25 protein-coding genes are annotated in these 21,195 nt (G+C 64.7%); 14 read left to right on the forward strand and 11 right to left on the reverse strand.

All coding sequences use genetic code 11. The annotated features are described in order from the left end of the window. Nucleotides 1-84: 84 nt before the first annotated feature. The 5 genes from ACNFIA_RS04850 to ACNFIA_RS04870 all read left to right on the forward strand — a co-directional run bounded on the left by ACNFIA_RS04850 (nucleotide 85) and on the right by ACNFIA_RS04870 (nucleotide 5,843). Nucleotides 85-1,233: an MlaE family lipid ABC transporter permease subunit gene (locus ACNFIA_RS04850; protein WP_416783190.1), complete on the forward strand. Its 1,149-nt coding sequence runs from the start codon at nucleotides 85-87 to the stop codon at nucleotides 1,231-1,233. Beyond that, complete coding sequence (locus ACNFIA_RS04855) at nucleotides 1,230-2,015, forward strand: ABC transporter ATP-binding protein (RefSeq protein WP_259753469.1); 786 nt, start codon at nucleotides 1,230-1,232, stop codon at nucleotides 2,013-2,015. Before ACNFIA_RS04850 ends, ACNFIA_RS04855 begins: the two co-directional genes overlap by 4 nt. Continuing rightward, on the forward strand, nucleotides 2,016-2,954 hold the full coding sequence (locus ACNFIA_RS04860; protein ID WP_416783192.1) for an MlaD family protein: 939 nt from the start codon (nucleotides 2,016-2,018) through the stop codon (nucleotides 2,952-2,954). Next, nucleotides 2,951-3,583 carry an ABC-type transport auxiliary lipoprotein family protein gene (locus ACNFIA_RS04865; RefSeq protein ID WP_416783194.1) on the forward strand — a complete coding sequence of 211 codons (633 nt, stop codon included), beginning with the start codon at nucleotides 2,951-2,953 and terminating at the stop codon, nucleotides 3,581-3,583. Before ACNFIA_RS04860 ends, ACNFIA_RS04865 begins: the two co-directional genes overlap by 4 nt. Before the next feature lie 163 nt (nucleotides 3,584-3,746). Continuing rightward, nucleotides 3,747-5,843 (forward strand): acyltransferase family protein, encoded by a 2,097-nt coding sequence (locus tag ACNFIA_RS04870; protein WP_416783195.1) that lies wholly within the window; start codon nucleotides 3,747-3,749, stop codon nucleotides 5,841-5,843. Nucleotides 5,844-5,901: 58 nt separating this feature from the next. Here ACNFIA_RS04870 and ACNFIA_RS04875 read toward each other — a convergent pair whose 3' ends face one another. The 3 genes from ACNFIA_RS04875 to ACNFIA_RS04885 all read right to left on the reverse strand — a co-directional run bounded on the left by ACNFIA_RS04875 (nucleotide 5,902) and on the right by ACNFIA_RS04885 (nucleotide 7,087). Further along, complete coding sequence (locus ACNFIA_RS04875) at nucleotides 5,902-6,153, reverse strand: hypothetical protein (protein WP_259753465.1); 252 nt, start codon at nucleotides 6,151-6,153, stop codon at nucleotides 5,902-5,904. A 192-nt stretch (nucleotides 6,154-6,345) separates the two neighbouring features. Further along, entirely contained in the window at nucleotides 6,346-6,552 is a 207-nt protein-coding gene (locus ACNFIA_RS04880) for a hypothetical protein (protein WP_259753464.1), read from the reverse strand. A gap of 97 nt (nucleotides 6,553-6,649) precedes the next feature. After that, nucleotides 6,650-7,087, reverse strand: a complete 438-nt coding sequence (locus ACNFIA_RS04885) for a hypothetical protein (RefSeq protein WP_416783196.1) — start codon at nucleotides 7,085-7,087, stop codon at nucleotides 6,650-6,652. A 255-nt stretch (nucleotides 7,088-7,342) separates the two neighbouring features. Here ACNFIA_RS04885 and ACNFIA_RS04890 point away from each other — a divergent pair, with 255 nt between their 5' ends. The 5 genes from ACNFIA_RS04890 (at nucleotide 7,343) to ACNFIA_RS04910 (ending at nucleotide 11,524) form a co-directional block, all read left to right on the forward strand. Beyond that, entirely contained in the window at nucleotides 7,343-8,353 is a 1,011-nt protein-coding gene (locus tag ACNFIA_RS04890; RefSeq protein WP_416783197.1) for a D-cysteine desulfhydrase, read from the forward strand. Between the two features lie 110 nt (nucleotides 8,354-8,463). After that, a complete protein-coding gene (gene tcyJ, locus ACNFIA_RS04895; RefSeq protein WP_259753461.1) occupies nucleotides 8,464-9,264 on the forward strand; it encodes a cystine ABC transporter substrate-binding protein in 801 nt (266 codons plus the stop codon). Continuing rightward, the gene (gene tcyL, locus ACNFIA_RS04900; protein WP_171049556.1) at nucleotides 9,264-9,935 is read left to right on the forward strand and encodes a cystine ABC transporter permease; all 672 of its coding nucleotides are present in this window, start codon (nucleotides 9,264-9,266) and stop codon (nucleotides 9,933-9,935) included. Before tcyJ ends, tcyL begins: the two co-directional genes overlap by 1 nt. Beyond that, nucleotides 9,932-10,699, forward strand: a complete 768-nt coding sequence (gene tcyN / locus ACNFIA_RS04905; RefSeq protein WP_416783199.1) for an L-cystine ABC transporter ATP-binding protein TcyN — start codon at nucleotides 9,932-9,934, stop codon at nucleotides 10,697-10,699. Before tcyL ends, tcyN begins: the two co-directional genes overlap by 4 nt. 126 nt (nucleotides 10,700-10,825) lie before the next feature. Continuing rightward, nucleotides 10,826-11,524, forward strand: coding sequence for a pirin family protein (locus ACNFIA_RS04910; RefSeq protein WP_416783200.1), 699 nt, complete (start codon nucleotides 10,826-10,828; stop codon nucleotides 11,522-11,524). Between the two features lie 62 nt (nucleotides 11,525-11,586). Here the strand turns inward: ACNFIA_RS04910 and ACNFIA_RS04915 are convergent, their stop codons facing one another. The 6 genes from ACNFIA_RS04915 to ttcA all read right to left on the reverse strand — a co-directional run bounded on the left by ACNFIA_RS04915 (nucleotide 11,587) and on the right by ttcA (nucleotide 15,884). Continuing rightward, nucleotides 11,587-12,249 carry an O-methyltransferase gene (locus ACNFIA_RS04915; RefSeq protein ID WP_416783202.1) on the reverse strand — a complete coding sequence of 221 codons (663 nt, stop codon included), beginning with the start codon at nucleotides 12,247-12,249 and terminating at the stop codon, nucleotides 11,587-11,589. 15 nt (nucleotides 12,250-12,264) lie between these two features. Continuing rightward, on the reverse strand, nucleotides 12,265-12,795 hold the full coding sequence (locus tag ACNFIA_RS04920) for a C40 family peptidase (RefSeq protein ID WP_259753457.1): 531 nt from the start codon (nucleotides 12,793-12,795) through the stop codon (nucleotides 12,265-12,267). Nucleotides 12,796-12,875: 80 nt separating this feature from the next. Next, nucleotides 12,876-13,502, reverse strand: a complete 627-nt coding sequence (locus tag ACNFIA_RS04925; RefSeq protein ID WP_416783203.1) for a C40 family peptidase — start codon at nucleotides 13,500-13,502, stop codon at nucleotides 12,876-12,878. A gap of 69 nt (nucleotides 13,503-13,571) precedes the next feature. Then, nucleotides 13,572-14,336, reverse strand: a complete 765-nt coding sequence (locus tag ACNFIA_RS04930) for an NAD-dependent deacylase (protein WP_416783204.1) — start codon at nucleotides 14,334-14,336, stop codon at nucleotides 13,572-13,574. Between the two features lie 28 nt (nucleotides 14,337-14,364). Continuing rightward, entirely contained in the window at nucleotides 14,365-15,036 is a 672-nt protein-coding gene (locus tag ACNFIA_RS04935) for a DNA-3-methyladenine glycosylase I (protein ID WP_416783205.1), read from the reverse strand. 20 nt (nucleotides 15,037-15,056) lie between these two features. After that, a complete protein-coding gene (ttcA, locus tag ACNFIA_RS04940) occupies nucleotides 15,057-15,884 on the reverse strand; it encodes a tRNA 2-thiocytidine(32) synthetase TtcA (RefSeq protein ID WP_259753453.1) in 828 nt (275 codons plus the stop codon). A gap of 101 nt (nucleotides 15,885-15,985) precedes the next feature. On the opposite strand from ttcA, the gene ACNFIA_RS04945 reads away from it, so the two are divergent. From ACNFIA_RS04945 to ACNFIA_RS04955, 3 genes are all read left to right on the forward strand, one after another. Next, entirely contained in the window at nucleotides 15,986-16,582 is a 597-nt protein-coding gene (locus ACNFIA_RS04945) for a DNA-J related domain-containing protein (RefSeq protein ID WP_416783206.1), read from the forward strand. Between the two features lie 160 nt (nucleotides 16,583-16,742). After that, entirely contained in the window at nucleotides 16,743-17,339 is a 597-nt protein-coding gene (locus tag ACNFIA_RS04950) for a Yip1 family protein (RefSeq protein ID WP_259753436.1), read from the forward strand. Between the two features lie 260 nt (nucleotides 17,340-17,599). Further along, nucleotides 17,600-18,097 carry a SprT family zinc-dependent metalloprotease gene (locus ACNFIA_RS04955; RefSeq protein ID WP_259753435.1) on the forward strand — a complete coding sequence of 166 codons (498 nt, stop codon included), beginning with the start codon at nucleotides 17,600-17,602 and terminating at the stop codon, nucleotides 18,095-18,097. Nucleotides 18,098-18,103: 6 nt separating this feature from the next. Here the strand turns inward: ACNFIA_RS04955 and ACNFIA_RS04960 are convergent, their stop codons facing one another. Together ACNFIA_RS04960 and ACNFIA_RS04965 are read right to left on the reverse strand one after the other, a co-directional pair. Beyond that, the gene (locus ACNFIA_RS04960; protein ID WP_416783208.1) at nucleotides 18,104-19,285 is read right to left on the reverse strand and encodes a CaiB/BaiF CoA transferase family protein; all 1,182 of its coding nucleotides are present in this window, start codon (nucleotides 19,283-19,285) and stop codon (nucleotides 18,104-18,106) included. Between the two features lie 42 nt (nucleotides 19,286-19,327). Continuing rightward, nucleotides 19,328-20,467 (reverse strand): acyl-CoA dehydrogenase family protein, encoded by a 1,140-nt coding sequence (locus ACNFIA_RS04965; protein ID WP_416783209.1) that lies wholly within the window; start codon nucleotides 20,465-20,467, stop codon nucleotides 19,328-19,330. A gap of 109 nt (nucleotides 20,468-20,576) precedes the next feature. Between ACNFIA_RS04965 and ACNFIA_RS04970 the strand changes: the two genes are divergently transcribed. Continuing rightward, on the forward strand, nucleotides 20,577-21,077 hold the full coding sequence (locus tag ACNFIA_RS04970; protein WP_416783210.1) for a GNAT family N-acetyltransferase: 501 nt from the start codon (nucleotides 20,577-20,579) through the stop codon (nucleotides 21,075-21,077). Nucleotides 21,078-21,195: the final 118 nt, after the last annotated feature.

The following is a 21,195-nucleotide window of genomic DNA, read 5'->3' on the forward strand; positions in this document are numbered from 1 at the left end:
TAACAATGTCCAGAAACATCCCGTAACCCCATCATTTCCATCCCGACCAATGGAGTCGGCAGAGAATTTCGCTAGACTCGCAGGATGACCGCGACCGCTCAAGCCGGCCAGATCCGGCTGGACCCAACCCCGCCCCAACCTTCGTTGCAGATCAGCGGCGACTGGACGCTCACCCATTTCGCCGAGCTTCAGCGGCAAGTGCACAGCCTAGGCGAACAGGGCAAAGACGCCACGACCCTCGACTTTACCGGCCTCGGCGCGCTGGACACCGCCGGTGCCGCGTTGCTCGCCGAGATCATCGGCGGCGCGCGCATGGGGCAGCTGGAACGGGTCGCCCGCAACCTGCCCGCCGAGCGCCAGGCGCTGCTGCGCGCGGTGGGCAGCGCCATCACCCAGTGCCGGCTGGACGAAAAGGCGCCGGCGCCGAGCAACGCCCTGATCGATGTGCTGGAGCGCATCGGCATCGCCACCCTGACCTTCCGCGAACACGTGGTCGGCCTGCTCGGCTTCATCGGCCTGACCCTGCAGACCCTCGTGCGCAACCTGCTGCGACCGCGTCGCTGGCGTCTCACCTCGCTGGCCGCGCACATGGAGGAAACCGGGCTGGACGCCGTGCCCATCGTCGCCCTGCTCACCTTCATGGTCGGCGCGGTGGTGGCCTTCCTCGGCGCCACGGTGCTGCAGAAGTTCGGCGCGGCGATCTACACGGTGGACCTGGTCGGGTTTTCCTTCCTCCGTGAATTCGGCGTGCTGCTGACCGCGATCCTGCTCGCCGGCCGCACCGCCAGCGCCTTCACCGCACAGATCGGCTCGATGAAGGCCAACCAGGAAATCGACGCCATCCAGGCCCTGGGCCTGGACCCGGTGGAGCTGCTGGTGCTGCCGCGGGTGCTGGCCCTGCTGCTGACCCTGCCGATGCTGACCTTCCTGGCGATGATCTCCGGCATCTTCGGCGGCGGCGTGGTCTGCGCCCTGGCACTGGACATCTCGCCGCGCATGTTCCTCTACATGCTGCAGAACGACATCGCCGTGCAGCACTTCCTGGTGGGCATCGTCAAAGCCCCGGTGTTCGCCTTCATCATCGCCGTGATCGGCTGCCTGGAAGGCTTCCGCGTCAGCGGCAGCGCACAGTCGGTGGGCGAGCACACCACCTCCAGCGTGGTCCAGTCGATCTTCGCGGTGATCCTGCTGGACGCGGTGTTCGCGCTGTTCTTCATGGAGATGGGCTGGTGAGCGAACCGATCATCGTCGTCCGCGACCTAGCCAACCGCTTTGGCAGCCACGCCGTGCACGAGCACCTCGACCTCGACGTGATGAAGGGCGAAATCCTCGGCGTGGTCGGCGGCTCCGGCACCGGCAAGTCGGTGCTGCTGCGCAGCATCATCGGCCTGCGCCAGCCCAGCGAGGGCAGCGTCCATGTATTCGGGCAGAACCTGCCGGCCTTGCCGCCGCTGGAACGCTCGAAGCTGGAACGGCGCTTCGGCGTGCTGTTCCAGAACGGCGCGCTGTTCTCCTCGCTGACCGTCAGCGAGAACATCTGCCTGCCGCTGATCGAGCATGCGGGGCTGTCCCGCGCCGATGCGCAGTTCATGGCCAAGGTGAAGATTTCCCTTGCCGGCCTGCCGCCGGACGCCGGCGCCAAGTACCCGGCCGAGCTCTCCGGCGGCATGGTCAAGCGCGCCGCCCTGGCCCGCGCCCTGGCGCTGGACCCGGACATCCTGTTCCTCGACGAACCCACTGCCGGCCTCGACCCGATTGGCGCGGCGGCCTTCGACCAACTCATCCTGACCCTGCGCGACGCCTTCGGCCTCACCGTGTTCCTGGTCACCCACGACCTGGACACCCTCTACACCATCTGCGACCGCGTCGCCGTGCTGTCGCAGAAACGCGTGCTGGTGGTGGGGCCGCTGGACCAGGTCGCCCAGACCGACGACGCCTGGGTGCAGGACTACTTCCACGGCCCGCGCGGCCGTGCCGCGCTGCAGGCCACCGAACACCTGCGGGAGGAAAGCTGAATGGAAACCCGTGCCCATCACGTGCTGATCGGCCTGTTCACCCTGGTCGTGTCGATCGGCGCGCTGCTCTTCGCCCTCTGGCTGGCGCAGTCGAGCAACGACCAGAAGTACAAGGTCTATGACGTGATCTTCAACGAGGCGGTGACCGGCCTGTCCGAGGGCGGCACCGTGCAGTACAGCGGCATCCGCGTCGGCGACGTGGTGTCCCTGCGTCTGGACCCCAACGACCCGCGCAAGGTGCGCGCGCGCATCCGCGTCTACGACAGCACGCCGATTCGCGAAGACACGCGCGCCAAGCTGGCCCTCACCGGCGTCACCGGCCAGGCCATCATCCAGCTTTCCAGCGCCGCCCAGGACAGCCCCCCGCTGGTGGCCCAGGACGGCCGGGTGCCGGTGATCAAGACCATCCCCTCGCCCTTCGCCAAGCTGCTGGCCAACGGCGAGGACATCGCCACCAACGTCAACAACCTGATCAACAACGTCAACCGCATGTTCTCCCAGGAGAACGTCGACCGCATCAGCCGTACCCTCGACCACATCGACCAGGCCACCGGCGTGGTCGCCGAGCAGCGCGACGACATCCGCCAGACCTTCAAGGAGCTGGCCGCCGCCAGCGAGCAGGCGCGCATCACCCTGGCCAACGCCAGCCAGTTGCTCGAACGCGCCAACCAGACCCTAGGCACCCGTGGCCAGAGCATCCTCGACGACACGCAGAAAACCCTCACCGCCCTGCGCAGCAGCAGCGAACGTATCGAGCAACTGGTCAACAGCAACTACGACTCGGTGAACGGTGGCCTCAGCGGCGTGGGCGAACTCGGCCCGGCGATACGTGAGCTGCGCTCGACCCTGGAAGACCTGCGCGGCGTTACCCGCCGCCTGCAGGAAAACCCCACCGGCTACCTGCTCGGCCGCGAACGCAACAAGGAGTTCCAGCCATGACTGCCCTCCCCCGCCTGCTCGGCGCCGCCGCCCTGGTCGGCCTGCTGGGCGCCTGCTCGATCCTCCCGGAAGCGGAGAGCCCGGACTTCTACCTGCTGCCGGCCACCCAGCAGCCGGCACGCGGCACGGCGACGGTGAACTGGTCGCTGCGCATCAGCGCGCCCACCGCCAGCCTGGCGCTGGACACCAACCGCATCGCCGTGGTCCCGCAGGGCAACCAACTGAGCAGCTACCAGGGCGCACGCTGGAGCAACCGCGCCCCGGGCCTGCTGCGTGACCGCCTGCTCGACGCCTTCACCGCCAACGGCAGTGTCCGCGCCCTGAGCAGCGACGAAACCAGCCTGCAGGCCGACCTCGACCTGACCGGCGACCTGCGCGCCTTCCAGAGCGAGTACCAGAACGGCCGGCCGGTGATCCACATCCGCTACGACGCCCGCCTGGTGCGCACCCTCGGCCAACGCATCGTCGCCTCGCGCACCTTCGAGGTCAGCCAACCGGTGGACGGCAAGCAGGTCCCCGAAGTGGTCAGCGCCTTCGGCAAGGCCGCCGACCAACTCTCCGCGCAGGTGGTGGAGTGGACGTTGCAGCAGGGGCAGCAGCAGAGGCTCCCGCTGCCGACGCAGCAATAAGCAGAAGGCCGGCGATTGCCGGCCTTTTTCATGGGCCCCCAAGCGGCTCTATCCCGTGGAACCTTCCTTCACGGAATCCACTCATATTTTGTACAAAATTTAAACAACGCCTATCGGACCATCAAGGCTCCGCTAATGGCGTTTAGGTATCAGGCACGATACATTGCGGCGCCCCGCCGGCTCGACCGCAGGGCTCTCCAATTTTCTCGCGCGGTGCTGCCGGCTGGCAGCGCCCGATCGGCAGTTCGAGGAACCTTCGTTGCGCAGTCCAGGCAGTTTCCGTTACGACATCAATGGCCTTCGGGCCTGGGCAGTCGTCGCGGTGGTGTTGTATCACTTCGGTATCAAAGGCTTTACTGGCGGCTTCGTCGGGGTCGACGTTTTCTTCGTCATCTCCGGCTACCTGATGACCGGCATCATCCTCGGCGCCCTGGCCGCGCCCGCCGGCTTTTCCTTCTGGAACTTCTACCTGGCCCGCGCACGCCGCATCCTGCCGGCGTTGCTGGTGCTTTGCGCGGTGCTACTGGTGCTGGGCTGGTTCTTCCTGCTGCCATCGGACTACCAGCGGCTGGGGAAACACGTCTGGGGCAGCGTGCTGTTCACCTCCAATCGCATGTTCCTGAAGGAGGCTGGCTACTTCGACGTCGCCTCCCATGACAAGTGGCTGCTGCACACCTGGTCGTTGTCAGTGGAGTGGCAGTTCTACCTGCTCTTCCCTGTGCTGCTGGTAGCCGCTTGGCGATGGTTCGGTGCCCGTCGCTGGCTTCTGCCATTACTGGGCGCTGCGGCGTTGGCTTCGCTGGCCTACTGTGTGGTGCTGGCCGGCAAGGACCCGTCGAAGGCGTTCTACTTCTTTCCTTCCCGCGCCTGGGAACTGCTGGCCGGTGGTGTGATCTTCCTCATACAGAACCGCTGGCAGCCCGACGTTCGCCTCAGCCTATGGATAGAGCGCGCCGGCATGGCACTCATCATCGGCTCGCTTTTGCTCATCACCCCGCAAATGAGCTGGCCGGGGCTGTTGAGCCTTGTCCCGGTCTGCGGAGCCGCGCTGGTACTCCTGGCGCGCCGCGACGACGCGCGGCTGACCGCCAACGGCGCTGCCCAATGGCTGGGAACCCGTTCCTACTCGATCTATCTCTGGCACTGGCCAGTGGTCGTGGCGCTGGCCTACCTGGAGCTCTCCGGGCAGCTGCTGGCTATCGCCGCAGGCCTGGTGCTGACCCTGATACTGGGGCACCTTTCTTATCACTGGATCGAGCAGCCCAGCGGTCGCCGCCTCGGCCACCTCCGCCCGCTGGCGGCGACCGCCTGCGTGGTCGTCGCCATGCTCGTGGTGATGGGGCCGGCAAAAGTGGTGCGCAAGACGGACTTCGAGCAACGCCTGCCTGAGGCGGTGCAGCGCGTGGACGATGAGCGCGAGAATCGCAATCCGCGCCTGGACGAATGCGACGCCAAGACCGAATGCCAGTACGGCGGCCCGAATACGCGCGCCATCGTACTGGGCGACAGCCACGCGCAGGCAACGGTGAGCGCCATCGTCGCCAGCCTGCCCGACGCGCAGGATGGGGTTCTGTTTATCGGCACCAGCGGTTGCCCGATCATCTTCGGTGCCCAGCTGGACACGCCCAAGCAGGAGATTTGCCAGAAGATCCTCGGAAGCCTGCAGCAGCGCCAGGCCAGCCTTCTGCCGGGCACTCCGGTGATCGTGATCAACCGGGCGTCTTACTACCTCTTCGGCGGGCTTGCCGGCGAGGCGGACGAGACGCCGAACAAGCCGAAGCTGTATTTCACCGAACCGGCGGCATCCCCCAGTGCGGCCCTGCTGGAGGAGTACCGGCAGCACTACGTGGCAACCGCGTGTGAGTTGGCGGCGCATCATCCGCTCTATCTGGTGCGCCCGACGCCGGAGATGGGCGTGCGCGTACCGGAGGCAATGGGGCGCGCCATGTTGCTCAAGCGCGAGCGCAAGGTGTCCATGAGCCAACAGACCTACCAGCAACGCAACGCCTTCGTCAGCCAGGTGCAGGACCTTGCAGGCCAGCAGTGCGGCGCCCACGTGCTGGACCCCATCCCCTACCTGTGCGATGGCCAGCAGTGCTCGGCCAGCCTTGATGGTCGTCCGCTGTATTACGACGACGATCACCTGAGCGAATTCGGCAACCGCCTGCTGGTACCGATGTTCAAGCCGATTTTCGCCGAGCAAATGGTGGGCGAGAGCCACGCTGCCTCTACTCGCGAAGGCAAGCAATCACCGCTCTGAGCAATGGCCGGACGATACAGCGAATCGTGGGGCCCCGGCGTTCCACGGGGCCTCGCACTCAATGGCAGTGGTAAGGGCTTTCGCCCTCCAGCTCCTGGTCTGTCTCGACATCCTTGATGGTGACGATGGCCTTCGGGTAGACCGAGCAGAGGGAGTTGCGCACGGTGTAGATGCCGCTGCCGTGGGCAAGGAACTTGCCGTTGCTCAGGGCTTTGCCGGACTCGTCATGGGCGCTGACTTCGTAATTGCCGGTCATGGTGATGCAGCCGGCGAGTGCCAGCAGGGAAAGGACAGGAACGAGGACTTTCATCGATTCTCCTTGGACGCGAGGCGCCCCGCATGGCGCGGCGCGGGTGTCTATCCGTGACAGGTTCGCGAGAGCGGAAAAAATGGCCAGCCAGCATGGCAAGACCGATGCGGATACGACCGACGCCGATCACCGCAGTTCAGCCAGCGCCTCCGCGAGAGCGCCGGCTGGCATTGTTTCAGACGAGAGGCTGCCTCAGCGTTTGCCCATCGAGCGGCGCGAGCCGCGCGGATGCGGTGGGCGGTACTCTGCCTTGTCGTGCGGCTTGCGGTGCTGGTAGGCGCCATTGGCCTGCTGCTGGGCGGCCAGGGCGGCCTTGGCCAGCTCGGCCAGGGAAAGCTTGGGTTGTTCTGGCGCGTTGTCGGCGCTGTCGTCGCGGGGCGGCTGCTGGGAGGACGTCATGGGTAAACCGGTTCTGAAGGGTTCGAAACGGCGCTCATGATAGCCGAAGTCGCCCTCCTCCGGCTGCCCGCCCGCACGAGCGGCGCAGACAACGCCGTCAGCTGGTGGGCGGGAAGAGCGTATCCGGCCGGGTCACGTATTCGGTCGCTTCCGCCTCGGTCATCACCCAGATCTGGCTGACCCGGCTGTCCAGGCCCATCTTGATGCCGACGAACTTGCCGGTGATCTTCGGCAGCAGGCCGTAGACCATGAAGCGGTTGTTCTCGTCGCGAATGCGGATGGTCACCGACAGCGGATAGCTGATGGTTTTCTTGTACAGACCGATGGTGATCACCTGGCGCAACAGGCTGGGTTTGGGCCGCTTCAGGGTAATGACCGGGTACACGGCACTGTCGACGAAGCCCACCAACATTCCCGAAGGCAGCTCCCGGGCGGCCAGCGCCGGGTTGCTCAGCCCCACCATCAGGGCCAGCGCGCCGAGCAGCTGAAGCGTCCAGCGTTGCAGCGAAGCGCGTGAAGGTACTGCTGAAGTCATCGGATTTCCCCGCCCTGGTTTTCCTGTTTTCGTTATCGCCCGGTTAAAGATTCCGGATCTGAGCGTGGAGCGTAGCGGTTCGCCGCGCGGCTGTCCGCACATTGATTCACAGCCTCTGGAGTTTTCACCGGCGAAGGGTGGATCTTCGGCGCGACATTCCCGTGCAAGGCGGCGTCACTGGCTCGCCCAGCGGATTGCGGCGGGCCTTCGCGCGCTCTATCGTGACGCATCCTGCCGCCACACCGAGTATTTCTGATGAGCGCCCTGCGTGAAGCCCTCGCCCGCTTTCCCCGTCTCGACCTGGCCGGCGGCCCGACGCCGCTGGACAAGCTGGAGCGTCTTTCGGCGCACCTGGGCCGCGACCTGTGGGTAAAGCGCGACGACACCACGCCCTTTGCCCTGGGCGGCAACAAGGTGCGCAAGCTGGAATTCCTCGCCGCCGATGCGCTGAAGGCGGGAGCCGATACGCTGGTGACCGCCGGGGCGATCCAGTCCAATCACGTGCGCCAGACCGCTGCCGTTGCGGCGAAGCTGGGGCTGCGCTGCGTGGCACTGCTGGAAAACCCCATCGGCACCGATGACCGCAATTACCTGAGCAACGGCAACCGCCTGTTGCTCGACCTGTTCGGCACCGAGGTCGAACTCGTGCCGAACCTCGACACCGCGGACGAGTTGCTGGCACACACCGGCGAACGCCTGCGCCGCGAGGGCCGCCAGCCCTACCTCGTGCCCATTGGCGGCTCCAATGCGCTCGGCGCGTTGGGCTACGTGCGCGCCGGGCTGGAACTGGCGGAACAGATCCGCGCCAGCGGTCAGGCGTTCTCCGCCGTGGTACTCGCCTCCGGCAGCGCCGGCACCCATGCCGGCCTGGCGATTGCATTCGCCGAGGCCCTGCCGGAACTCGACGTGATCGGCGTGACCGTCTCGCGCACCGATGCGGCGCAGCGGCCGAAAGTCGAAGGATTGGTGCAGCGCACCCTGGAGTTGCTCGGCCATGACACGCCGGCGTTGCCCACCATTCACCTGTGGGACGACTATTTCGGCCCGCGTTACGGCGAACCCAATGCCGGCACGCTCGACGCCGTTCGCCTGCTGGCCAGCCACGAGGGCCTGCTGCTGGACCCGGTCTACACCGGCAAGGCCATGGCCGGCCTCCTGGACGGCATCCGCCGGGAACGTTTCACGAACGCCGGGCCGATCCTGTTCCTGCACACCGGGGGTTCGCCGGCGCTCTTTGCGTACCACCCTGCGAGCGACGCAAAATAACCTGCAGAACTAGGTATGTAATTTTTTATTATTTTATTGCATAACGATTCTGCCCATATAGTCGCCACGCGTTGACTAACCTGCTTAAAACACCAAAAACGGGGCCCACCATGACCTTTTCCGCACTGCGACGTCATTTCTTGCTTGCCAGCCTGACCCTGAGCCTCGGCGCCAGCCTCTTCGGCCAGGCCCAGGCCGCCGACGACCTGCTCGCCCAGATCAAATCCAAGGGCGAAGTCCGCGTCGGCCTGGAAGGCACCTACCCGCCCTTCAGCTTCCAGGACGAAAACGGCAAGCTCGCCGGCTTCGAAGTGGACTTCTCCAACCTGATCGCCAAGGAGCTGGGCGCAACCGCCAAGCTGCAGCCGACCAAGTGGGACGGCATCCTCGCCGCGCTGGAATCCAAGCGCCTGGACCTGGTGATCAACCAGGTAACCATCTCCGAGGAGCGCAAGAAGAAGTACGACTTCTCCGACGCCTACACCGTGTCCGGCATCCAGGCGCTGGTGCGCAAGGGTGACGAAGGCAAGTACGACGCGCCGGAAAAACTCGCCGGCGTGAAAGTCGGCGTGGGCCTGGGCACCAACTACGAGCAGTGGCTGCGCGAGCACGTACCGCAGGCGGACGTGCGCACCTACGAAGACGACCCGACCAAGTTCCAGGACCTGCGCAGCGGTCGCATCGACGTGATCCTGGTGGACCGCCTGGCGGCCTTCGACATGGTCAACAAGACCAAGGGCGCCATGGCCCTGGCCGGCGCACCCTTCGCTCGCCAGGAAGCCGGCATCGCACTGCGCAAAGGCAACCCGGAACTGCTCGCGGCGCTGAACAAGGCCATCGAGAAATTCAGGGCCGATGGCACGCTGAAGAAACTCTCGGAGAAATGGTTCCAGGCTGACGTCACCCAATGATCGAAGAAAGCCTGCAGCTAGCGCTGGATTCCGCGCCCTTCCTGTTGAAGGGCGCGGTCTTTACGGTAGTCCTCAGCGTTGGCGGCATGTTCTTCGGACTGCTGCTCGGATTCGTACTGGCGCTGATGCGCCTGTACGGATTCACCCCCGTGCGCTGGATCGCGCGCATCTACGTGTCGTTCTTCCGCGGCACGCCGTTGCTGGTCCAGCTCTTCATGATCTATTACGGCCTGCCCCAGGCCGGCATCGAACTCGACCCGCTGCCCGCGGCGCTGATCGGCTTCTCGCTGAACATGGCCGCCTACGTCTGCGAAATCCTGCGGGCCGCCATCGGCTCCATCGACAAGGGCCAATGGGAAGCAGCAGCCAGTATCGGCATGACCCGCGCCGAAACCCTGCGCCGGGTCATCCTGCCGCAGGCCGCGCGCACCGCCCTGCCGCCGCTGGGCAACAGCTTCATTTCGTTGGTCAAGGACACCGCCCTGGCCGCCACCATCCAGGTCCCGGAACTGTTCCGCCAGGCCCAGCTGATCACCGCGCGCACCTTCGAGGTCTTCACCATGTACCTCGCCGCCGCGCTGATCTACTGGATCCTCGCGAGCATCCTGTCGCACCTGCAGAACCGCCTGGAAGACCGGGTCAACCGTCACGACCAGGAGCACGACGCATGATCGAAGTACGCCAGTTGACCAAGCAGTTCCGTGGCCAGGAGGTGCTCAAGGGCATCGACCTGACCGTCGAGCCTGGCGAAGTGGTCGCGATCATCGGCCCCAGCGGCTCGGGCAAGACCACCCTGCTGCGCTGCCTGAACCTGCTGGAAGTGCCCAACGGCGGAACCATCCAGGTCGGCGACATCCGCATCGATGCCTCCAAGCCGCTCAGCGGCCAACAAGGGTTGATCCGCAAGCTGCGCCAGCACGTGGGCTTCGTCTTCCAGAACTTCAACCTGTTCCCCCACCGCACCGCGCTGGAGAACGTGGTGGAAGGCCCGATCATCGTGAAGAAGGAGCCGCGCGCCCAGGCCATCGAGCGCGCTCGCCAACTGCTGGCGAAGGTCGGCCTGGCCGGCAAGGAAGACGCCTATCCCAAGCGTCTTTCCGGCGGGCAGCAACAGCGCGTCGCCATTGCCCGCGCCCTGGCCATGCAGCCCGACGTGATCCTGTTCGACGAGCCAACCTCGGCGCTGGACCCGGAACTGGTCGGCGAGGTCTTGGCGACCATTCGTGGCCTGGCCCAGGAAAAGCGCACCATGGTCATCGTCACCCACGAGATGAGCTTCGCCCGCGACGTCGCGAACCGGGCGATCTTCATCGACAAAGGCGTGATCGTGGAACAGGGTGATACCAAGGCGTTGTTCGCCCAGCCAAAGGAAGAGCGCACGCGCCAGTTCCTCAGCAAATTCCTCGATCAAGGGGAGAAGCGCGCGGCCGAGTAAAATCGAATTTCTAGATTAATATCTGCCGATATTTGCGCTTTTTTATCGATCATCTGCGCGAGAAGATAGCCCCATGAACCGCGCGGACTGGCCCACCGGCCAGCCGCGCCCCATGAGGACTAAGTCATGATCGAACGCAGACCCTTCCAACAACTCGGCGGCGCCAACCACGGCTGGCTCAACGCCAAGCACCATTTCTCCTTCGCCGAGTACTACGACCCCGAGCGTATGGACTGGGGAAACCTCCGCGTCTGGAACGATGACGAAATCGCCGCCGGCACTGGCTTCCCGCCGCACCCGCACCGCGAGATGGAAATCATCACCTATGTCCGCCAGGGTGCGATCACCCACCAGGACAGCCTGGGCAACAAGGGCCGTACCGAAGCGGGCGACGTGCAGGTGATGAGCGCAGGCTCGGGAATCGTGCACTCCGAGTACAACCTGGAGAAGGATGTCACCAAGATCTTCCAGATCTGGATTATCCCCTCGGTACGCGGCGGCACGCCGTCCTGGGGCGCCAAACCCTTCCCGAAGGGCGACCGCGCCGGGCGCTTCGTGACGCTGGCCAGCGGCTATGAGAACGACGCCGACGCCCTGCGCATCCGCGCCGAAGGCCGCCTGGTCGCCGCCACGCTGAAGGCCGGCCAGATCGCCGAGTACGAGTTGGGCAGTGATCGCCGCGCCTATCTGGTGCCCGCGGTGGGCAAGGTCGAGGTCAACGGCATCGAACTGCTGGCCCGCGACGGCGCCGCCATCTCCGACGAGACCGTCGTCAAGGTCACGGCGCTGGAAGACAGCGAAGTGATTCTGGTGGATGTGGCCTGATCCAGGCGCTGGTAACGAAAAAGGCACGCCGATTGGCGTGCCTTTTTTCTGTCCGGTGGCGCTCAACGCTTGCGGCAAAGACTCATGCCGTCGCCGATCGGCACCAGGGAATAGTCCACGCGCTCGTCCCGCTTCAGCGCCAGGTTGAATTGCTGAATGGCACGGGTATCCGCGCTCTCGGGGTTCGCTTCCAACACCCGCCCGCTCCACAGCACGTTGTCGAACACCGCCAGGCCGCCGACGCGCAGCAAGGTCAGCGCGTGTTCGAGGTAAGCGGGGTAGTTGGCCTTGTCCGCATCGATGAAGACCAGGTCGAAGCTGCCGTGCTGGTCGCCGGCTATCAGCGCCTCCAGCGTGGTGAGCGCTGGCCCGAGGCGCAGTTCGATGCGCAAATCGACGCCGGCGTCATGCCAGTAATGGCGCGCGATGTCGTTGTAGTCCCCCGGCAGGTCGCAACACAGGATATGGCCGCCGTCGGGCAAGGCTTCGGCCATGCACAAGGTGCTGTAGCCGGTGAAGGTGCCGATTTCGAGGACTCGCTTCGCGCCGATCAGCCTGACCAGCAGGGCGAGGAATTGCCCTTGCTCGGGGGCGACCTGCCAGCGGGACGTGGGCAGGTTGGCGGTCTCGGCGCGCAGGCGAGCCTTGACGGGCGAGTCGCGCAGGGAGACGTCGAGAAGGTACTGGTAGAGGGAGTCGTCGAGACTCAGCGTGCGAGTGGTCATGGGCCCTCCTGAGAATCAGGGATGGAGGGCGAGACTCTGCACGGCGAGGACGCGCTTGGCTTCGAGGAATGCCTTTTGCCAATAGGCGCTGTCGAGGCTGTCCAGGCGTACGGTTCCGCCCGTTCTGGGCGCGTGCACGAAGCGCCCGTCGCCGACATAGATACCCGCATGACTGACACCCCGTCCACCACTGGTGGCGAAGAACACGAGGTCGCCGCTCTGCAGGGATTCGCGGCCAACGGTGGGCGCGCGCATGGTAATCATCTCGCGAGTGGAACGCGGCAGCATCAGGCCGGTGGCGTCGCGGTAGACGTAGCCGATCAGGCCGCTGCAATCAAAACCGCCGTCGGGCGTATTGCCACCCCAGCGGTAGGGCGTACCGACCAGGCCAATCGCGCGGATCAGCACATCGTCAGCAGCCTGGGTGTTGTAGACGGGAGCGGCGGGCGCATTCACCACAGGGGGTGGGGACGGCGGTGTGCGGCTGGCGCAGGCGGCCAGCGAGGCGAGAATAGCGAGAAGAACGATGCGCTGAGGAACGAGCATGTGATGGCATCCCGTCAAGGAGTGCCATCACTTTGTATCAACAGCGACTTGAACGCAATACTTAAAGTAAAACTTTAAGTTTAGCGGGTCGCCGTCTTCGGCTCGTAGCCAGGCTCGAGTACGCGCTTGGCTTCCATGTAGCTCAGGCGCCAGTAGCTCTCGTCCAGGCTGTCCACCCGTACACCACCGCCGCGGCGGCTGGCGGAGTGGATGAACTGGCCATCGCCGATATAGATGCCGGCGTGGCTGACGCTACCGCGACCACGGTTGTTGAAGAAGATCAGGTCGCCCGGCTGCAGGTCTTCTTTGGAGACCAGCGGGACGTCCATGTTGATCATCTCACGCGTGGAGCGCGGCAGGCTGATGCCCGCTTCTTCGCGGAACAGGTAGCCCACGAAGCCGCTGCAATCGAAGCCCGTCCGCTCGGATTTCCCACCAAAGCGGTACGGCGTACCGATCAGCGAGAACGCGCGGTCGAGAATGTCGGATACATGGGCAGTCGAACTGCCGTTATCGTTTTTGGCCCCCTCGTCCTGCGACTCATTCACCAGCGCTATCTTGTGCTGGTTAGCCTGGATCGCGGCTCGAGTGGCAGGCGTTGAAGCGACCTGGTTCGGCTGCGATTCCGGCGAATGGCTGGCACAAGCGGCCAGCAGCAGAACGAAACTCATGGGCACGAGGGGTGCGAAGCGTTTAAGCATGGGCACGACCGTGTCTCATTAGTTCCATTTAATAGCGGGGTAATTTGCCCGCTCAATGGGGCTAATGCAAGTTTTTTATCGCGGAATGTGACCCAGCAGGCGCGGCATAATGTCTAAGGCTCGACCCACCATTCTTTCTTCGACCACGGAACTGAGGTCGGTCAGTCCTGGATTCACCTCGGCAGTGAAGCCTCCCGCTTCCCGCGTGCGCAGCACCGGCTCGATGATATAGGGGAAGCTCGCGGTGGTTCCCACCAGCAGCACGGCGTCGAATCCCTTGTGCAGTTGCGCGTACAGGGTGTCGATCGCCTCTTCGGGCAGCATCTCTTCGAACAGCACCACCGGCGGGCGCAAAACACCGGCGCAGCGGGCGCATGTCGGCGGCAGTCGGCCGTCCAGGTGCGCGGCCAGCTCGGCGCTCTCCAGCCCGCACGACTGGCAGTACAGCGGCGCCAGCTGGCCATGAATCTCGATCAGCCGTTCCGGCGGCGAGCCGGCCCGGCGGTGGAAGCCATCGATGTTCTGCGTCAGCACCCAGCACTGCGGCTTGAGCCGTTGCAACTCGGCGATGGCATCGTGGCCGGCATTGGGTTGCGCATTCAGGCAGGCCTTGCCCAACTCGGCCAGGTACTTCCAGCACAGCGCCGGGTCCTTCTGCAGCATCGGGCCGGAGATCGCGACCTCGATGGGTATCCCTTCCGCGGTGCGGCCGTTGTACAAGCCGCCCAGGCCGCGATAGGTAGGCATGCCGGAGTCGGCGGAGAGCCCGGCGCCGGTAATCACCAGGATGCGCTCGGCGCGCGCCAGTGCCGCGCCAGTGCGTTCGATCGCCGAATCCATGCGCCCTCCCCTGCGGCCAGGCCGCGCGTCAGTGGTTGACCGTGTACGACAGCATCATCGAGATATGGCACAGCGGACGGCCGCTTTGTTCCTGCCAGGTATTGAAGGCCGCCTGGACCTGGGCCAGGTCTTTCTGGCTGGTCGGCGCCTTGTCGACGATCTCCTGGGCCTTGAGCGCGGCGACGACGTCGTCGCTGAGGACGAAGGTATCCTTGCCGGCCATGCGCAGGAAGCGCGGCGCGGACATGCCGCCCAACTGGTTGCCGCGCTTGGCCAGCAGCTTCCACAACCCCACGATGTCGCTGGACGGCCACTGCGCCAGCAGCTTGCCAAAGCTGCCGTATTCGCGGGCAATGTCCAGGACGAACTGGGCATTGCGTGGCACGCTCTTGAGCTTGCCCAGGTGGCGGATCAGCCGGGCATCCTGCATCAGGTTTTCCAGGCGCTCGCCGCCCATGAGCACGACCTTCTCCGGATCGAAGCCGAAGAAAACCTCCTCGAAGGCCGACCACTTGGCGTCCACCAGGCTGTGCTTGAGGCCAGCGCGGAAGATACGCAGGCTGATCAGCGACAGGTAGCGATCATCACTCACCGCCGCCAGTTCGGCCGGCGTCCTGGCCTGCGGCAGCCGGGCTTCCAGCGCTTCGACCGAGCCGAAGCGGTTCAGGCAGTATTCGTACAGCCACGGGTAATCGCGCATCGGGCGTCCTTGCAGGGGAATTACAGGTTCATCACGTCGAGGAAGCGCGGGGTGGCGGTCTCGTCGATGCGCAGGCTGTTGAAGTCGAACAGGTTGCGGTCGGCCAGTTGCGACGGCACGACGTTCTGCAGCGCGCGGAACATGATCTCGGTGCGCCCCGGCGACTTGCGCTCCCAGTCCAGCAGCATTTCCTTGACCACCTGGCGCTGCAGGTTCTCCTGCGAACCGCACAGGTTGCAGGGGATGATTGGGAATTCCTTGAGCACCGAGTAGGCCTCGATGTCCTTCTCGTTGCAGTACGCCAGCGGGCGGATCACCACGTTGCGACCGTCGTCGGACAACAGCTTGGGCGGCATGGCCTTGAGGGTGCCGCCGTAGAACATATTGAGGAAGAAGGTTTCCAGGATGTCGTCGCGGTGGTGCCCCAGCGCCATCTTGGTCGCACCGATCTCGTCGGCGTAGGTATAAAGAGTGCCACGACGCAGGCGCGAGCACAGGGAGCAGGTGGTCTTGCCCTCCGGGATTTTCTCCTTCACCACCGAGTAGGTGTCCTTCTCGATGATGTGGTACGGCACGCCGATGGACTCCAGGTACTGCGGCAGCACGTGCTCGGGGAAGCCGGGCTGCTTCTGGTCCATGTTCACCGCAACGATCTCGAACTGGATCGGCGCCACCTTCTGCAGGTACAGCAGGATGTCCAGCAGGGTGTAGCTGTCCTTGCCGCCGGACAGGCAGACCATCACCTTGTCGCCGTCCTCGATCATGTTGAAGTCGGTGACCGCTTCGCCAACCTGGCGGCGCAGGCGTTTCTGCAGTTTGTTCTGGTTGACCGAAAGGGTGCTGGCCATGGTGCTCTGGAATCCGAAGGGCAAGACGAAAAGCCGGTCATTTTACGCGCAAAGCGACGCATACCCCAGCCCCTCCATCGGGCTGCTGCTAATCTGACAGCATGACGCCCGATCTCGATCCTTCCCTTGACCTGACGGACCAGCTCCTGGAGCTGCTGAGGGAAGCCCCTGAAGGAATCTCCGAATTCCAGCTGATCCAGCAGTTGAAGGCTCGGCATTGCACCCATGTGCCCAACCTGCCGCTGACCGACAAGCTGGTGCTGTTCCGCACGCATTTCCTCGTCTTCAACGCGCTGTATCGGCTGCGTGACCGGCTCTGGGCGGAAAATGCCGCGCACCTGGAAATCGGCCCGCTGCAGATTCGTCTCTCGCCTTATATGCGTGGCGCGCAGGCGCTCGGCGAGCAGGATGTGCTGCGTTCCTACTATCTGGACGAGAAACACCTGAAGGAAACAAGTGAACTAGACGTCGAGAAAATGCTGAAAAGCTTCTGGACGCGCATGCAGGGCAACGAGGAGAAAGCGGCTGCGCTGGCGCTGTTCGAACTGGAGGACGGGCCAGTCGATTATGCCCTGATCAAGCTGCGCTACCGGCAGTTGGTGAGCCAGCACCACCCGGATCGGGGTGGCAGCACCACGCGCCTGCAGTCGATCAACAAGGCGATGGAAATTCTGGAGCGCTATTACAGCCGCCCGTGAAGCTTCCATTTGCTCTAACCCCACAGACGACGTGCCTTCCAGCCATTCCTATACTGCGACTTAAGGTCGCATAGGTCGGCCGGGCACCGGATGTCGCTGGCTACGCGCACTCGGCGCCTCGCTGGGGGGCGACCTTCTATAAGAAGAGGAGAATGCTGACATGATCCATCATGTGTGGGGGCTCTTCACCCATCCCGATCAGGAATGGCAGGAAATCCGTGGCGAGGAAGAATCCATTAGCCACATGTACCTGACCCACGTCCTGATCCTCGCTGCCATCCCGGTCATTTCCGCCTACATCGGCACGACGCAGGTGGGCTGGGTTCTCGGCAATGCGGGACCGGTCAAGCTGACCGCCGCCAGTGCGATCCAGCTGACCATCATGACGTACATCGCCATGCTCGCCGGTGTGGCCGTGATGGGCGCCTTCATCCACTGGATGGCGCGCACCTACGACGCCTCGCCATCGCTGACCCAATGCATCGTGTTCGCCGCGTACACCGCGACGCCGCTGTTCATCGGCGGGCTGGCGGCGCTCTATCCACACCTGTGGCTGGGGATGATCATCGGCACCGCGGCGATCTGCTACACGGTCTACCTGCTCTACGTCGGCATCCCGACCTTCATGAACATTCCCAAGGATGAAGGCTTCCTGTTCTCCAGCTCGGTGCTGGCGGTGGGACTGGTGGTGCTGGTGGCGATGATGGCGCTGTCCGTCATCCTCTGGGGCAGCGGCGTCGGCCCGGAATACACCTGATCCTGTTCTGTGCAAAAGAACCGGGCCCTCAGTGGCCCGGTTTCTTTTTGGCTTTTCGTAGGAGCGAGCTTGCTCGCGAGCCATGCTCGCCGGTGGCTTCATCGCTGAGTGGTTCGCGAGCAAGCTCGCTCCTACCAAGAGCAGTCTTGCCTGAAACTCGCCGCGCTTGCCTGAATCTGCACCCCGGACGAGCGGCGGCGAGAAATCCTCCACCGGCGCTTCGACTGCGGCATAATCTGCCCCCGTCGGAGAACCACTGTATGCCTGAACAGCTCAACGCTCGCGTCGAAGCCTGCTACCAGCAGGCCGAAGCCTTCTTCCAGCGGCGCTTTCCCCGCCCGGAAGTGAGCTTCCGGCTACGCGGCCAGAAGGCCGGCGTCGCCCATCTCGATGAAAACCTGCTGCGCTTCAACCCGCAGCTGTACCGGGAAAACCACGACCACTTCCTCCAGCAGACCGTGGCCCATGAAGTGGCCCACCTGATCGCCCACCAGATGTTCGGCCCGCGCATCCGCCCGCATGGCGAGGAGTGGCAGCTGATCATGCGCGGCATCTACGGCCTGCCGCCTGATCGCTGCCACACCTATGAGATCAAGCGCCGCCGCTCCACCCGCTACCTGTATCGCTGCCACTGCGGCGAAGGCAATGAATTCCCCTTCTCCGCCCAGCGCCATAACCTGGTCGCCCAGGGGCGCCGTTACTACTGCCGGCGCTGCCGCGCGACGCTGATCTTCACCGGCGAAACCCGCCGCGAGTGAAGCGGCTCAGGCGATGACCTTCGCCGACTTGAGCGCTGCGACCTGCTCGTCGGTATACCCCAGCTCCGCCATCACCTCGGCCGTGTGCGCGCCCAGCGCGGCGCCGATATGGCGGGGGTCGGGCAGACCGGCGGAAAAGCGGATCGGGCAGGCGATCTGCCGCTGCTCGCCACCCTGCCCAGTGGGCACCTGGGTGACAACGCCACGCTCGCGCAGCTGCGGATGCTCCACCGCTTCGGCAATCGACAGCATCGGTTCGACGCAGGCGTCCAGTGCGGCGAAGCGCGCCTGCCATTCGCTGAAATCGTGCTTCTCGAAGGCGATGGCGATCTCGCGCTTGAGCGCCTGCTGATCCTCGGTCTTGGGCGACAGCCCGCGCGCGGCCAGCTCCGGACGCCCGATGGCGGCGCAGAATTGCTGCATGAACTGCGGCTCCAGGCTGCCCACCGAGAACCAGCGGCCATCGCGAGTGCGGTAGTAGTCGTAGAAGCTCCCGCCGTTGAGCGCGAGACCTTCCATCTCCGGCTCGACGCCAGCGGCGAGGTAACCCGCGCCGGCCATGCCGTGCAGGCTGAAGGCGCAGTCGGTCATGCTGACATCCACCTGCTGCCCCTCCCCCGTCTGCTGCCGGTGGATGACCGCCGCCAGCAGGCCCATCACGCCGTGCAGCGAGCCGCCACCGATGTCCGCCAGTTGCACGCCCAGCGGCAGCGGGCCGCTCTCGCGGCGCCCGGTGTAGCTGGCGACGCCTGCCAGGGCCAGGTAGTTGATGTCGTGCCCGGCGCGGTCACGCAGCGGCCCGGTCTGGCCGTAGCCGGTGATCGACACGTAGATCAGCTTCGGATTGATCGCCTTGAGCGCCTCGTAGCCCACACCCAGCTTGTCCATCACGCCGGGACGGAACTGCTCCAGCACGATGTCGTATTCCTGCACGAGCTGCTTCACCACCTCTACCGCCTCGGCCTGCTTGAGGTCCAGCGCGATGCAGCGTTTGTTGCGGTTGAGGTAGGCGTGGCTGGCGGAGGTGCCATCCACATGGGGCGGCAGCACGCGCACCAGGTCCATGCGCGAGGGCGACTCCACCCGCAGCACCTGGGCGCCCATGTCGGCCAGCAGCAGCGAGGCGAACGGCCCCGGCAGCAACGTGGAGAAATCGAGGATCTTCAGGGACGCGAGCGGGCCGTTCATGGGCACTCCTGTTTCGCTCAATCGATGCGTGGCGCCGCGACTTCAGAGCTTCATGCCGCGGCTGATGATCTCTTTCATGATCTCCGAGGTACCGGCGAAGATGCGCTGGATGCGCGCGTTCGCGTACATCTTGCAGATCGGATACTCCCACATGTAACCCCAGCCGCCGTGCAGTTGCACGCCTTCGTCGACTACCTTGCACAGCAGCTCGGTGGTGAACAGCTTGGCTTCGGCGGCCACTTCGGCGGTGAGCTTCTTCTGGTTGTGGTCCATCACGCAGCGGTCGGTGAACACCTGCGCCACGTCGATCTGCGTGCGCATTTCGGCCAGCTTGAAGCGGGTGTTCTGGAAGTGCGCCACCGGGCGGTCGAACGCCTTGCGTTCCTTGACGTAATCGATGGTGGCGTTCAGCGCCGCCTCGGCGCCGGCCACCGCGCCACAGGCGTTGGTCAGGCGCTCCTGGGCGAGCATGTTCATGAGGTAGAAGAAGCCACCCTTGGCGTCGCCCAGCAGGTTTTCCTTCGGCACCTTCACATTGTTGAAGAACAACTCGGCGGTGTCCTGGCTCTTCATGCCCAGCTTCTTCAGATTGCGTCCACGCTCGAAGCCCTCCATGCCGCGTTCGACCACGAACAGGCCCATGGCGTGCTTGTTCGACGGATCGGTCTTGGCCGCGACGATCACCAGGTCCGCCAGCAAACCATTGGAGATGAACACCTTGGAGCCGTTGAGGACGAAGTGGTCGCCCTTGTCCACCGCCGTGGTGCGCATCCCGGCGAGGTCGGAGCCGGCCGACGGCTCGGTCATCGCCACCGCGAGGATGCTCTCGCCGCGGATGATCCCCGGTAGCCAGCGAGCCTTCTGCTCGGCGTTGCCGTATTCGGCGATGTAGGGGCCGCACAGTGCCGAGTGCAGCGGGATCATGAAGCCCGGCTCGTTGATGGCGGCCAGTTCCTCGCACATGATCTGTTCGTATCGGAAATCCTTCAGCGCGGTTCCGCCGTACTCCTCTTCCGCCCAGGGCAACAGGAAGCCCATCTCCCCCGCCTTGCGCCAGACATTGCGGTCCACCACGCCGGCTTCCTCCCATTCCTCCTGGTGAGGCACCACTTCCCTGTCGAGGAAGGATCGGAACGCATCGCGGAACAGGTTGTGCTCGGTCTCGAAGTGATTGCGCAGCATGGTCGACTCCCGGTGGGTTGAGTGCCCGCAGCGTAGGTGCTGGCTGCGCGCGGCCTCAATGACGGGAGCGCTCAGGGTCGATTGACGCAATCGCCCAGTGGATGCGAGTGTGAAACTTCCCAAAGCTGCACCCGAGAGCGACCGCATGCAGATCCGACCTTTCCAGGCAAAGGACCTTCCGCCGTACGAAAGCTGGTTCGCCGACCCGGTACTCGATGCGCAGTTGGGCCCCATGGACCGCGTCTGGATGGAACAAGGGCTGGTCGATCCGGACAGGGCGCTGTACAGCATCCTGCGAGGCGAAGAGTTGGTCGCGGTGGTGGGGATCAACCTGCCCAGCCCGGCGCATCCGTATTACTTCGTCACCGACCTTGCCGTACGCCCACCACTGCGCGGCTCCGGCATCGGACGCGCGGTAATGGGGCTGGTGATGAATCGCCGCGAATTGCAGGGCAGCCCGCTCTGGAGGGCCAGCGTGCGGCCGGACAACCCGGGGGCGCTGGCTTTCCTTCTCAAGCTGGGCTGGACGCGGCTGGAAATGGGCAACCCGTTCGATGAACTGCTTGAGTTCGAATTCCACCGGCGGCCGGCCGGGCCCGGATTTCGCTGAGGCAGCAAGGCCGTAGGAGCGGACTCCGTCCGCGATGGCCAGCCGCCGCGCGAGGCCCACCCGATCGCGGATGAATCCGCTCCTACGTAAGGAGCAGCATGACGATTCATTCGGAAGA

Source organism: Pseudomonas sp. NY15437 (assembly GCF_048068435.1).
Classification (GTDB): Bacteria; Pseudomonadota; Gammaproteobacteria; order Pseudomonadales; family Pseudomonadaceae; genus Pseudomonas; species Pseudomonas nitroreducens_B.

Coding starts and splice junctions, on each gene's coding strand:
- ACNFIA_RS04850 (WP_416783190.1), top strand. CDS start 85: ATGACCGCGACCGCTCAAGCCGGCCAGATCCGGCTGGACCCAACCCCG.
- ACNFIA_RS04860 (WP_416783192.1), top strand. CDS start 2,016: ATGGAAACCCGTGCCCATCACGTGCTGATCGGCCTGTTCACCCTGGTC.
- ACNFIA_RS04865 (WP_416783194.1), top strand. CDS start 2,951: ATGACTGCCCTCCCCCGCCTGCTCGGCGCCGCCGCCCTGGTCGGCCTG.
- ACNFIA_RS04875 (WP_259753465.1), bottom strand. CDS start 6,153: ATGAAAGTCCTCGTTCCTGTCCTTTCCCTGCTGGCACTCGCCGGCTGC.
- ACNFIA_RS04880 (WP_259753464.1), bottom strand. CDS start 6,552: ATGACGTCCTCCCAGCAGCCGCCCCGCGACGACAGCGCCGACAACGCG.
- ACNFIA_RS04885 (WP_416783196.1), bottom strand. CDS start 7,087: ATGACTTCAGCAGTACCTTCACGCGCTTCGCTGCAACGCTGGACGCTT.
- ACNFIA_RS04890 (WP_416783197.1), top strand. CDS start 7,343: ATGAGCGCCCTGCGTGAAGCCCTCGCCCGCTTTCCCCGTCTCGACCTG.
- tcyJ (WP_259753461.1), top strand. CDS start 8,464: ATGACCTTTTCCGCACTGCGACGTCATTTCTTGCTTGCCAGCCTGACC.
- tcyN (WP_416783199.1), top strand. CDS start 9,932: ATGATCGAAGTACGCCAGTTGACCAAGCAGTTCCGTGGCCAGGAGGTG.
- ACNFIA_RS04910 (WP_416783200.1), top strand. CDS start 10,826: ATGATCGAACGCAGACCCTTCCAACAACTCGGCGGCGCCAACCACGGC.
- ACNFIA_RS04915 (WP_416783202.1), bottom strand. CDS start 12,249: ATGACCACTCGCACGCTGAGTCTCGACGACTCCCTCTACCAGTACCTT.
- ACNFIA_RS04920 (WP_259753457.1), bottom strand. CDS start 12,795: ATGCTCGTTCCTCAGCGCATCGTTCTTCTCGCTATTCTCGCCTCGCTG.
- ACNFIA_RS04930 (WP_416783204.1), bottom strand. CDS start 14,336: ATGGATTCGGCGATCGAACGCACTGGCGCGGCACTGGCGCGCGCCGAG.
- ACNFIA_RS04935 (WP_416783205.1), bottom strand. CDS start 15,036: ATGCGCGATTACCCGTGGCTGTACGAATACTGCCTGAACCGCTTCGGC.
- ttcA (WP_259753453.1), bottom strand. CDS start 15,884: ATGGCCAGCACCCTTTCGGTCAACCAGAACAAACTGCAGAAACGCCTG.
- ACNFIA_RS04945 (WP_416783206.1), top strand. CDS start 15,986: ATGACGCCCGATCTCGATCCTTCCCTTGACCTGACGGACCAGCTCCTG.
- ACNFIA_RS04950 (WP_259753436.1), top strand. CDS start 16,743: ATGATCCATCATGTGTGGGGGCTCTTCACCCATCCCGATCAGGAATGG.
- ACNFIA_RS04955 (WP_259753435.1), top strand. CDS start 17,600: ATGCCTGAACAGCTCAACGCTCGCGTCGAAGCCTGCTACCAGCAGGCC.
- ACNFIA_RS04960 (WP_416783208.1), bottom strand. CDS start 19,285: ATGAACGGCCCGCTCGCGTCCCTGAAGATCCTCGATTTCTCCACGTTG.
- ACNFIA_RS04965 (WP_416783209.1), bottom strand. CDS start 20,467: ATGCTGCGCAATCACTTCGAGACCGAGCACAACCTGTTCCGCGATGCG.